The organism is Lysinibacillus sp. 1 U-2021, assembly GCF_029916965.1.
Classification (GTDB): Bacteria; Bacillota; Bacilli; order Bacillales_A; family Planococcaceae; genus Lysinibacillus; species Lysinibacillus capsici.
The window spans coordinates 4,633,756-4,646,152 of the sequence record NZ_CP123966.1; the positions used below are offsets into that span (position 1 = coordinate 4,633,756).

Here is a 12,397-nt window from a genome sequence, read left to right on the forward strand (position 1 = left end):
TTTTAATTTGTGAGTTTTTTGAGGGAAAGTTAATAAGGAAAGATATGCAATTTATTATTCTGGTTGATTGTTGCTAATAGGACATCCTTTACATCAATGTTATAAGTTGAAAGTTGGTCTTTTAACCAACTCTCGGTTAGCGTTGTTTTATTCAACTCATGGTAATCAATTTTTCCCTCTTTAATAAGAACGGTGGGAAGAAAAAAAGGATTAGCTTGTACATTTATATCTGCTCGTGTTGGTGTTTGGTAGGGTGTATGCAAAAAACTAGAGATCGATCCGTCTGGTTCCCATAACGCGAGTGCTACATTTTGAATTTCTTCAATTTTTTCCTTTCTTAACTCTGATAAAAGTAAATCCACAGATATTCTAGCCTTTTGTAAGTTGGCACTAATAATTTGCCCATTTTTAATCAAGGGAATCGGCGTAGAGTCTATTAAATGACGAATGGCAATCCATTTTAGGCTCAAAAAAACACAAATGAGGTAGAGCACAACTAAAACGGTCATGGTAATCATGGAACCCTTCATTCCTAACCCTTCGTCAGATAAGGGATGTGCGATAATATTCCCAAGTGTGATAGCCATTGCAAAATCAAGCATTCTTAACTGAGAAATAGAGCGCTGTCCCATAATTTTTGTTGCGAAAAATAGAAAGAAAAATGCGACAACAGCTCGGAGAATCCATTGAATTGCAGTAAGTGATTCTTGACTATGAAAAAATGCCATAGCGACACATCTCCTTTTTTCTTATTGTTTCCTTCCATTACATGATTATGCGGATCGTCAGGATTGAAACGAAATAGACTTGTAAAAATATATTCAAAACGATATTGTTAAAATAAAAAAACTATTATTTAGTAATTTTAAGAAAATTAGGAGAATATCTATGCAATCAAAATTACAAAATATTCTTATCGACATACAAGAGAAGGTTAATTTTTCAGGAACGGTGCTAGTAGAAAATCAGGAAAAGATTGCCTTAGTCAGCCAAAGTTTTGGCTATGCGAATCGCTCAGAACAAATCGACAATCATACCAAAACTCGTTTTGGCATTGCCTCTGGCTGTAAAATTTTTACTGCAGTCGCTATTTGTCAGCTTATTGAAAAAGAGAAGCTAGCATTTGACACGAAATTATGCGATTGTCTGCCTCAACTATTTAAGCACTTCGATGAGCAAGTAACCATCGCTCATCTGCTAACACATACGTCAGGAATACCCGATTATTTTGATGAGGAAGAAATGGAGAATTTTGAAGTGTTATGGGTTGAAAATCCGATGTACCAGCTTCGAACATTGCGAGATTTCTTACCATTATTTCAGAATCGTCCAATGAAGTATAAAGTTGGTGAGCGATTTCACTATAATAATGCAGGATATATTGTATTAGGGTTAATTGTAGAGCATGCAACTGGTATGGATTTTTCCGCTTACATTCAACAACATCTTTTCGATCGGGTGAATATGACGGAATCAGGCTATTTTTCGTTAGATTCTTTGCCAGCTAATACAGCATTAGGGTACATAGACAACCCAGATGGAACTTGGAAAACAAATATCTATTCTTTACCTGTAAAAGGGGGTTCTGATGGGGGAGCATTCGTAACAGGGAAGGATATGGCAAAGTTCTGGAGTGCACTTATGAATTTCGAACTTTTAAATGAAGAGTTAACGAATCAACTGTTAATGCCTCATGTCGAACTGAATGAAAATGATTGTTATGGCTATGGTGTATGGATTAAGAAGAATAGTGAACAAGCAATACTGAAATACCATGTGATGGGGTATGATCCTGGCGTGTGCTTCCATTCAGCCTATTATCCTGCTTCTTCCATCAAAGTTGTCGTATGTTCCAATAAATCTAAGGGCGCTCTTGATATGATGAAAGGAATAGAGGCTATCCTATAATAGAATAAGGCTTGTCTGTGAAAAAGATTACAGGCAAGCCTATTGCTAGTTATTAAGTAATGCCACCATGGATATTACAATAATACTCGATCTCAATAATATGAGGTGAGGATACACCATTATATGAATAATAGCCACCGATTGCAATATTGTAAGCACTGCCTTGATCTTTAATGGAAGGGTCATACCCCGTTTGCGTCCAGTAGCCTTTACCCTGTTCAATTTTAGAAGACAAGGAATACATAACCGAAAATAACTGTCTTCCACCAGGAATGTTCATGCTTAGTTGGGTGTCAAATGAACCATCCACACGAATGATTGTTCGATGTGCCCCCATATGTAATTCAACGAATTTTGGTACTTTAACGGGAGAAAAAACTTCCTTATTATCGACCACGACATAAGAAGTGTCTATTCTGCCTTTTAACATGTCTTCAAAATCTTTTAATTCAAGCCAATAATTTGCTGAAAATGTTGTAATGGGATCTAGCTTAAAGCCTGTACCATACTCTTCATTTAGTTTATTGACAATAGTCGAATATTCTTTATAGTAGTATTCTTTCTGTGGTAGCGTTAAAACTAATGGAACAGGTGCCATGACAGATTCCGTTGCTATTATTTGTTTATCTACTGATGTAGATAGTGGTGAGGCTGCTTTGTCATCCTTTTCACAGCCTGTCAGGAAGATGGCTCCTACTACAATGCTTGTCACCAAATATCTTTTCAACACCTTCACCTCCCAAAAAATGAATAAAATCTATTATAACATACATAAATATTTATAATTTCATTTATTTGGTAAAATTATAGTTTCGTAGTATATTCTAGAGGGAACGACGATTTAGCAAGTGTAAGGGGCGGTATAGTGGCAATTTTAAAAGATGATTCAAGTGATCCGAGCTGTGAGGTAGAGCTAGATATTTTAATGGTGAACAGGGAGAGTGTAAAGTTTCGTATTGAATTTCGCTTTGGGCCAGCTTTCCCAGCAATAAATACGGAGATTTATTGTTTAAAAAGAGATTTCCTTCAATTATTAGAAGACATAACACAATTGGAGCCTGCTTATTTGAGTATGCTGGAGCCGCATGATCCTGGTCTATGCATCTATCATATCCCTCATTATGGAGAATATTTTTCTCCTGGATACGGTATCTTTCAAATTCCTGAAGAGGAGAGGGAGGAAGCAGAGCCTCGTTATAAATTAATATTTGTACTAGATGCTTATGAGAAGAATCATCATGGTGCAAGAGAATGTGGACCTGCATTATGTATTATTGTGACGATGGAACAAATCCGAGTGTTCATTACCACTTTGCGAGAACAAGTAAAGAAATTTTAAAGTAAAAGGTGATACAACGGTCATTCATTCTCTTCTACAACGATGCTATAGGATATGTTGAGACGATCACATACCCAATTTTTAAATAGATGATCAATTTGATTTTTTATTTCATCGCTAGGTAATTGCTCATTCATCCCTAATTGTTCAAACGAAAATGTTTCCTGAATTTGATCGGTATATTTCGTATTAAAGGTAAACGTAATGAGTTTAGACACGTTGATTTTCCTCCGTTTTCTAGTGTGTACATTCATGAGCGAATTATTAGAAATTGAATGTCGATGATATTTGTAAATAAACTTTTTATCTTTGGGTAAAAAGAATAGAAAATGCTGTCGGCTGAATTATCATGAATATAGACAGTGTAAGTAGCATAATTTTCTAGCAATTGTTTTAACGGTTAGATTATTTGTTCATTCGGTGTTTCAGCTTTTGTTTCTTTTGCTAGTTCAAGAGTGATTGCTGCCGTCATATTTAGTATATCTTGGCTTGCAGGGCGCTTGAATTTTTTCTGTCTAGCTCAAATAGCATTGTTTTCTTTAGGTGTAAGATCTCGTTCAGAAATATTTTTTCCTCCTCTCCAATTCTTCATTGTTTGTCAAAAGGTAATGTAACAAGTATGAAATTTATAAAGTATTTTTGTTAAAATTTAGTATAAACTTTTGTGCATGTAGGTGCAATAGTTACCATTAAGGAGCAGTATACTTCTGTTTTCTTCGCTTCTTTTGCTTATAGGTAAGATAAGAAGTTTTTAAGGAGGCATAACTTCCAATTGCTGCATAGCCATAAAACCAGCCCATGAATAGTCCTGCAAGAAGATTATGTCGGTGGCTGATGAAAATAGAAATGAATAAGCCGACAACTAGTGCAATGGTTGGAACCCAAAAAGGCTTTATATGACACATTTTCTTAATGAGTTGGGTAATCATCATAACTACAGGGACTGCAACGACGGCATCCCAAAAATTTGTATGTATGAGTGGAAAGTGTTCCATTCTGCTCACCTCTCATTGACTATTTTGAACTTATTGTGGACATATAGGGAAATTTTATACATTAGTGTAGTGTGCAATCATTGGGGATTTGTAGAGAGAATGTATAGATAGCTCTGGTAGACTTACTATGTCGGGATGCACAAGCAAACTAACACGCACAAAAAGGGCAGGGCAACTAGCCTTGTCCTTTTAACAAAGTGGCATCAAATGGAAATAGAGATTGCAATAGCTAGTTGACAAATGTAAAATTTGATTAATAAATCTACAATAAAAGAGGTATATGATGTTTCCAATTTTACATACTGAACGATTAGTGTTAAGGGAATTGACAAGTTCTGATGGACAAGCTCTTCTTGCGTGCTTTTCGAATCCTGAAGTTTTGCGCCATTATGGTCAACAACCTTTAACGAGCTTAGTTCAAGTGCAGCAAATCATTCAAAATTTCGCCAACAATTTTGCCGAAAAACGTGGCATTAAATGGGGCATTGCATTAAAGGATCAAGAAGGAATTATTGGTACAATTGGCTTTCAAGAGTGGTCAATAGAGCATCGAAGAGCGGAAATCAGCTACGCCCTTTTTCCTGAAAATTGGGGAAAAGGCTATGCTCAGGAAGCTGTAAAACGAGCTATTTCCTATGGTTTTGAAGAAATGGATTTAGTACGTATTGGAGCCATTGTATTTAAAGAAAATGAAGCTTCCAATCTACTATTGCAAAAAATAGGCTTCGAACAAGAAGGCTTATTAAAAAAATATATACATCAACATAATGTGTCCCATGATACTTATATATACGCACTTTTAAAATAATAGGGAGACCAGATTCCTATAAGTGAACTGCACCCCGTCAAGTAGACAGTTGAAATAATAAAAAATGTATTAAGCGGCTTGAGTCCTGAATTCTAACGGACTTAAACCGCTTAATCGTTTCTGATAACGATAGTAATTATAAAAATGAATATAATCATCAATCAACCGTGGCTGTACAGGTGCAATCGTTGGTTACCAACCATTTGGTGGCTTCAACATGTCAGGTACAGATTCAAAAGCAGGTGGCCCAGACTACCTACAACTGCATATGCAAGCAAAAACAACTTCAGAAATGCTTTAATAATTATTTCAATAAAATGCCGTACATTGTTTCTTAGTAAGCAATGTACGGCATTATTTTTTTGGGGGTAACACAAACGACATATATAATAGAAGAAACTCATGTGAATTTCGGTTCACTTTTCTTCCCCTCTTTAAAACTAACCGTCACATCAAATTATAAAAGCATACTTATTGCCTATAAAACGCTGGTATATTTTATGGCATTTCTAACATTTGACCCTTATCTTGATTGTGTAACTTTGTTAAAATGATATCAGTTTAGGAGGGTAAAACTATGAAAAAACTATCAATTTTTATGTTACTCATGATGCTTGTTAGTCTAGTCATTTGGCAGCCTCAATCTGCCTATGCAGACGAGCTATCAGGACATATGCATGAAAGTGGTCTACGCTATTTAATTCAGAAAAATGCATTACTGAAGGATGCAAATGGAAGCTATCGTCCAAATGCTACGGTTACACGCGGTGAATTCGCCACATACATAGCAAAAGCATTAAATTTGGACACAAAGAACGAGATAACGTTTACAGATGTGTCAGACACATATTTATTTGCAAATGAAATTAAGCTTGCTGCTACTGCTGGAATTATTACTGGCTATACGGATGGCTCATTTAAACCAGATGACCGTATTTCAAGAGAGCATATGGCAGTTATGCTAATTAGAGCAGTTGATTATTTAAAAATACCAAAAGGTACTTCTTCTATTACCTTCAAAGACAATGCAACTATTTTTAAAGATTTCCGACAGGATGTTGCAATCGGTGCGCAATTAGGACTTATTAAAGGAAGCTCCAACGGCATGTTTTTACCTAGAGACAATGCCACAATTGGTGAGGCATCGACATTTATTCTACGGTTAATTCTTCTTGCTGATCAGGTTGACGCTGGTAAAAATGAAAACAATGGTAACTCCGAAAATAACGGTAATACCAATAATAATGGGAACAACAATAATACTGGTAATAACGGTCATACTACCGCCTATATCGTCAAAGAAGTTTCCAATGGTAACTTGGTAGACAAACAAACCTTTACTAGCTTTGAAGCAGCAGAAAAGGCGATGACGACTAGTTCCTTAGTGATTACTCAAAATGATAAAATTATTAAAATGACTTCAGGTTATGTTGTAACGAATAATTATGTTGCTCTAAATTCTGAAACGATTAAGGATCAAATCGCAGTTGCTGGTAATACAGAAATGGAATATCTAGGTAGCGATGCCACACAAGTAAAAGTACGCTTAGCTGGTCATACTGGCTATTTAAAGCAGGCTGACGTTACCTTAATTCCTTCTGCTTTAGTGAAAGGCCGTTCTTATTACACAAATGAGTACGGTGAAATAAAACATACCTTGTATGATTATAAAACTAATAAATATTCTGCTAGTTACGTGTATGGAAAGGCACCTAGCTTTATGAAGCAGGGTGAGAAATACTTTAGCTGGGATGGCATCAACTTTACCAATGCTGATGGTTCTTCAAAGGGAGAAGCCTATAACTACTATCAATTCTTACCAGCTCGTGCAACAACTCAATATACTGTAGAAGAGCTAGATCAATATATTGTGGGAAAATTAGCAGAGGTTGAAAGCTCAGGTGCTACGATTTATAAAAATGCCACAACTAAAAGTAAACTACTTGGTTTAGGTTCTGTATTAAAAGAAGTGGAAGCCAATTCTCATATCAATGCTATGCTTATTTTATCCTTAGCACAGCATGAGAGTGCCTATGGTATGAGTGATCACGCTCAAAATCTAAACAATCTATTTGGATTATATGTCTATGATACAAATCCATTAAACAAGAAGTTTGATAGTGTGGAAGCCAATATTAATGAGCTAGTTGAAAAATTCCTTCAGCCAAATTATATTACGCCAGGTGGACGCTATACGAATGGTGCAGTTGTTGGTTCTAAGGCTATCGGCTTTAACGTAAAATACGCTTCAGATCCATTCTGGGGCGCAAAAATTGCAGGACATTACTATCGTGCAGAAAAAGCTTTAGGCTTTAAAGATGCGAATAATCCTTATAAAATTGCTCTCACAACAACAGCTGGACTAAATGTTCGTGCAGATGCATCAACAAGTCAAAGTCCACTTTTCACATTTAGTAAAAGTAATATGCCTGTCATCGTTACAGATACAAGCTCAAATGGTTGGTATCAAGTTGTTTCCGATAAACTAAACACTGAACCTGGATATATAAGTAAGGATTATATTAAATTCATCAATACCGTGAAATAGCGTAAATGGCTGCCTCTTATAAAGGAGGCAGTCATTTACTTTTTTTGATAAAGTCACTAGCGGAAAAAGGCCGTTTCATAAGGCAGGAGGTTGATTTCCGTTCCGCCAGGTTCTCATCTGTGACGCTAGTGACGCTGGCTCCACTCCAATCATATGTGCAAATGTGTCTTTTCCTTTTCCTTATCTTTGCCGTAGCGATCAATTTAGCCCATTATTTGTATGATTAGAAAAATTTTATAGCTAATTTTATCAATTAGTTTGTCTTTCTCTTATGTGGGTATATAGAGAATAAGAAAAACGATCCCAAAGGCTCGTACACCTTTGGAATCGTCTCTTTAATCAATTATTGTTTTTTATAGTATTGCAAAATACCATTATAAATAGATTCTGCAAATAATTTAACGTATTGATCATTTGTCATTTTACTGTTATCCTCTGTATTCGTTAAGAAACCAAGTTCTACTAGAATAGACGGGATCACCATATTACGAATTACGTAGTATTGCTCTTGCTTGACACCACGATTTTTCATATTTAAATTGTTGACAATTTGATTATTAACATATGTCGCTAAATCAATGTCTTCCTGATACATATCTCCTGTAGATATTGCATAATATGTTTCAGTACCAGACGCTGACGTATTAGCAGCAGAGTTGACATGAACACTTACAAAAATTTCACCATAGTTTGCTTGAGTAAAGTCTACACGATCTTGTAAGGATGGATACGTATCACCAGTACGTGTCATATAAACTTTTGCACCAGCATTCTCTAGTAATTGTTTCACTTGTGTGCTGACTTTTAATGTAATGTTCTTTTCAGAAGCAGAGCCCTTTACTGTACCTGGATCTTTACCTCCATGACCTGGGTCTAGGATGATAATACGATTTTGTAAAGGTTTAGCTGTTTGATTTAATAGTTTCAAATAAGACTTGTGAGCATAGCCTGTTTGGCCATTATAAGTGATTTCTGCCCAGTAACCATTGATGTTATTAACTTGGACATACTCCCCTTTATTCAGCTTAAATAACACGGCTGATGTAGAGTTACTTTGACTGCGAACATTTAAATTAGCCACTGTGACTCTACCTAGCACATCACCAGAAGCTGGTGGCGTTGGATCTGGATTTGGATTTGGCTTTTCTTCTTCCACAATATCCGTAGTGCTATTCGCTACAATATAACCTGGTAAACCATTTACTTGTGTTAAATAGTAGCCACCAATTGTTTTGTAAACAGGAAGCTTTTCGTTCGCTTTAATCGATGAAATGACTTTTGCTGAAGATGTAGGCTTCACATATAAATTGACAGCATTTTTTGTCGTTACTTCTTTTTCGACTGTTCCTAACGCATTGCCATCTGCATCTACAAATTCTGCATATTGCTTATAGATATAGGCATATGCGCCTTTATAAGTAACCTTTAGCCAATTACTTTCAACAGCGTAGACTGATAATTTACCGCCTGTATTGACTTTGCCCACAATGTTCGTGCTTGAAGTAGAATCTTTTGTCTTACGGATGTTTAACCCATCTGTAGTGACCTTCACTAAGCCAATGACTTGTGATGTATCTGGAACTTGTACACCTTTTACAGGAAGCTCTAAGCGATATTTTTCACTGTTTGCACGTGCAACGAATAGTGAGAATTGGGAACGTGTTACAGTGCCATTCGGTAAATACGTATTACCTGTTCCGTTGGTAATGCCATTATAATAGATTGTATTGATGTATTTCACATATTCATGTGTGATTCCTACATCAGTAAAAGGTGAGTCGATCCCCTCATACTCACTAGTATCTAAATTAAAAGCCTTTGTTAATACATAACTCATTTCTCCACGAGTTAGAGGCTTATTTGGTAAGAATTGACCTTTTATATTTTTGTCGAAAAATCCTAGCTGTACAGCACGTTCTATATAACCTGACATTTCAGTGCCGACTGTCACATCTGAAAAGCTAGATTTATTTACCACTAATGGTTTATTACCAGAGGCAACAACAACCATTTTGGCTGCTTGTCCTCTTGTTACACTATTATTTGGGCCAAAGACTCTCTTACCATTCACAAAGTAACCTTGAATTACCCCCAAATTTACTAAATAATTGATTTCTTCATAGGCTGGGTGATTTTTAGTAACATCTTCAAATGTTATATTCGAATTGTTAGCTGCACTGACACTTGCACTATGTATCGTAAACATAGAAGCCGAAATGAATAAGACGCACAAGATAAGACTAATTTTTTTGATGTTCAATGTCTTATTTCCTCCCTTCTTGTTCTCTTAACGTGTCCATTTTAACAAAATTAGCTAAATAAAGCATCATACAATAGAACTGTTAAAATTTAATTTTCCAATTCACATCCTTTCCTACAAAATTATCATAAAAATAGAAGAGTCTGCTATTGCAAACCCTTCTTCCATTATACGCTATTCAAAAGATCATTTCTTGCAATCTATGACACAATTAAAGTGTTAACTTTATGAACTTATTGTTGGATTCTTTCAATAAAAACTTTTAATTGTTCGATTTTTAGTAATTCATCGGAACCGAAGCTACCGTCTCCGTCACCATTTGTAATGCCATTTGACGCTAGAGTAGAAACATATTCATTAGCCCAGCTCTTTTGAGGCACATCACTAAATGCTACACTTCCACCATTATTTTCAAGACCAAACGCTAACACTAATACTTTAGCAATTTGGGCACGCGTAATTGGTGAAGACGGGTTGAATTTACCATTTGCATCGCCTTCAAAGATACCTAATTTTGCTACAGCTGCAATAGCACCTGCATGCGCATATGTAGGTTTTACATCTACGAAACTAGTAGTAGTATCAGATGTATCTAAGTTTAAAGCTTTTGCAATTTGTACTGCTACCTCTGCACGAGAAGCATATACGGAAAAGTCAATAGCTGCTTGTTTTACTTCAGCTTGTTGTTGAGCATCAAATGTTGCCACACGTTTAGCACCTACATAACGATCGCCCCAATAATATGGGTCATTAACATTTGAGTAGCTTACACCTTGACCAGTTTGAGAGTGGATCATTTTACCATCACCTATGTATATCCCCACATGTGAAATACCACTACCACTTGTATTGAAAAATACTAAATCGCCAACTTGAAGATCACTTTTGGCAACTGCAGTACCTTGTTGATATTGAGATCCTGACGTACGGTTTAATTGAATGCCTAAGTCTGAAAATACTTTAGAAGTAAAGCCAGAGCAATCAAAACCGCTAGTTGTAGTACCGCCATATTTATATGGAACACCTAAATATTTAGAAGCTGTATCAGTTAAATCTGCTTTAGACGCTGCTTCAGCAGTATTAATATTAGTAGTTGAAAATAACATAAATGATGCAAAAATCGGTAATAACCATTTCTTATTCATACTTTTGTTATACCCCTCTCAAAACTTTTTTGCCTATACATAGACTATCACAAAAGAGGCGAATGTTATTTTTCAATTGTGTAACGGTTTTAGACAGCAAAAAAACGCTGTAATACCAACGTTTGGCGGTATTTCCAGCGTTAAAAAGGGGATTTTTTTATCGTAATTTGGAACTTTCGTAACATTTCTGTAATATTAGCGATTCTTTGTTACACAACAACTTATTGACTAGAGAACATTTGGACCCAATAGTAATTTCCTTTGCTATCCTGTGCTATTGCAACACCCGTGTTCGTATAGTGCTCTTTTAAAATATTATCTCGATGGCTAGGTGAAGCCATCCATGCCTTAACAGCAATTTCAGGAGTTTTAATATTTCTAGCAATATTCTCTCCAAAACTTGTATAGTTGTAATCAAATAATGTCGCTAAATCCCAAGGTGCTCCATAAAATGGAGAAACGTGTTCAAAATAATGGCGATTTACCATGTCCTGTGCTTTGATAATGGCAATTTGTGTCAGTTCCGAATCATAAGCAACAGGTTCTAGCTTATTCTTCTGTCTTTCAACATTTATTAATTCAATCACCTTTTTTGACCACTCAGAAGAAAGGTTTACAGTTGGGATATAATCCTTTGCTAGATAGTCATAGGCTACTTCCAACGCCTTAATTTTTTGTTGAAAAGCCATGCTACGCTCAACAAATACAGCAAACTGCGCACGTGTTACCAATTGGTCAGGAGCAAAATGCTTAGCATCTACCCCACTAATAATGCCGATATCTGCTAAGGATTCGATATAATCTTTTGCCCAATGCGTACGTGTAATATCCGCAAATTGACTGTTATTTTTGCTATCTACCCTAAGTTGATACGCAAGGGCTAGCATTTTTGCCACCTGCATACGCTTTAAAGGCTCTTCTGGATGAAAGGCATCACTTTTTTGAATAACTCCCAGTTTAACAAGCTGGCAAATTTCCTTGTAATATGGATGCGTTGTAGGAACGTCCTTGAATTTTACAGGGTTCTCAATGTCAATGTTTGTTTGAAGGGATCGAGCAATGGCAGCAGCAGCCTCTGCCCTTGTAATAGCTTGCTCTGGCTTAAAAGTGTTGTCGTTATATGTAGTCATATATTGTTTTGTGAGCATATGTTGAATCGAAGCATTTGCCCAGTATGAATTTGTCACATCTACTGCCTTAGCAGACGCTGCTTCTACTTGACTAAAACTAGTTAAACTTCCTACGGTTGCAGCTATTGAAAGTACCATTATACTCAATAATTTTTTCAACAGGGCGACCTCCTCACGTTGGCAAAATAAAAATGTATGAATGGTACCTCCCCATCAAAGCGACCATTTATACTATAAGATACGAATTTCAGATGATATAGTTTC

Annotated in this window: 12 protein-coding genes; 4 read left to right on the forward strand and 8 right to left on the reverse strand. The window is 36.0% G+C overall.

All coding sequences use genetic code 11. From position 1 onward, the window contains the following. Positions 1-29: 29 nt before the first annotated feature. On the reverse strand, positions 30-728 hold the full coding sequence (locus QH639_RS24650) for a DUF421 domain-containing protein (protein WP_281115382.1): 699 nt from the start codon (positions 726-728) through the stop codon (positions 30-32). Positions 729-888: 160 nt separating this feature from the next. On the opposite strand from QH639_RS24650, the gene QH639_RS24655 reads away from it, so the two are divergent. Then, positions 889-1,908 (forward strand): serine hydrolase domain-containing protein, encoded by a 1,020-nt coding sequence (locus QH639_RS24655; protein ID WP_237900711.1) that lies wholly within the window; start codon positions 889-891, stop codon positions 1,906-1,908. Positions 1,909-1,960: 52 nt separating this feature from the next. On the opposite strand, the gene QH639_RS24660 is transcribed toward QH639_RS24655, so the two are convergent. After that, a complete protein-coding gene (locus QH639_RS24660; RefSeq protein ID WP_281115383.1) occupies positions 1,961-2,638 on the reverse strand; it encodes a hypothetical protein in 678 nt (225 codons plus the stop codon). A gap of 135 nt (positions 2,639-2,773) precedes the next feature. Here QH639_RS24660 and QH639_RS24665 point away from each other — a divergent pair, with 135 nt between their 5' ends. Then, positions 2,774-3,247 (forward strand): hypothetical protein, encoded by a 474-nt coding sequence (locus QH639_RS24665; RefSeq protein WP_281115384.1) that lies wholly within the window; start codon positions 2,774-2,776, stop codon positions 3,245-3,247. A gap of 20 nt (positions 3,248-3,267) precedes the next feature. On the opposite strand, the gene QH639_RS24670 is transcribed toward QH639_RS24665, so the two are convergent. Next, a complete protein-coding gene (locus QH639_RS24670) occupies positions 3,268-3,465 on the reverse strand; it encodes a hypothetical protein (protein WP_281115385.1) in 198 nt (65 codons plus the stop codon). Between the two features lie 471 nt (positions 3,466-3,936). Further along, positions 3,937-4,242, reverse strand: coding sequence for a hypothetical protein (locus QH639_RS24675; RefSeq protein ID WP_048392961.1), 306 nt, complete (start codon positions 4,240-4,242; stop codon positions 3,937-3,939). 283 nt (positions 4,243-4,525) lie between these two features. On the opposite strand from QH639_RS24675, the gene QH639_RS24680 reads away from it, so the two are divergent. Beyond that, positions 4,526-5,050 carry a GNAT family N-acetyltransferase gene (locus QH639_RS24680; RefSeq protein ID WP_131520284.1) on the forward strand — a complete coding sequence of 175 codons (525 nt, stop codon included), beginning with the start codon at positions 4,526-4,528 and terminating at the stop codon, positions 5,048-5,050. 69 nt (positions 5,051-5,119) lie between these two features. Here QH639_RS24680 and QH639_RS24685 read toward each other — a convergent pair whose 3' ends face one another. Beyond that, positions 5,120-5,215 carry an IS3 family transposase gene (locus QH639_RS24685; protein ID WP_481817309.1) on the reverse strand — a complete coding sequence of 32 codons (96 nt, stop codon included), beginning with the start codon at positions 5,213-5,215 and terminating at the stop codon, positions 5,120-5,122. A 412-nt stretch (positions 5,216-5,627) separates the two neighbouring features. On the opposite strand from QH639_RS24685, the gene QH639_RS24695 reads away from it, so the two are divergent. Continuing rightward, positions 5,628-7,598, forward strand: a complete 1,971-nt coding sequence (locus QH639_RS24695) for an S-layer homology domain-containing protein (RefSeq protein ID WP_237899303.1) — start codon at positions 5,628-5,630, stop codon at positions 7,596-7,598. Between the two features lie 343 nt (positions 7,599-7,941). On the opposite strand, the gene QH639_RS24700 is transcribed toward QH639_RS24695, so the two are convergent. From QH639_RS24700 to QH639_RS24710, 3 genes are all read right to left on the reverse strand, one after another. Then, positions 7,942-9,858: an N-acetylmuramoyl-L-alanine amidase gene (locus QH639_RS24700; protein ID WP_281115386.1), complete on the reverse strand. Its 1,917-nt coding sequence runs from the start codon at positions 9,856-9,858 to the stop codon at positions 7,942-7,944. Between the two features lie 233 nt (positions 9,859-10,091). After that, positions 10,092-11,003 (reverse strand): C40 family peptidase, encoded by a 912-nt coding sequence (locus QH639_RS24705; protein ID WP_009371892.1) that lies wholly within the window; start codon positions 11,001-11,003, stop codon positions 10,092-10,094. A 221-nt stretch (positions 11,004-11,224) separates the two neighbouring features. Next, a complete protein-coding gene (locus tag QH639_RS24710) occupies positions 11,225-12,292 on the reverse strand; it encodes a CAP and S-layer homology domain-containing protein (protein ID WP_131520821.1) in 1,068 nt (355 codons plus the stop codon). Positions 12,293-12,397: the final 105 nt, after the last annotated feature.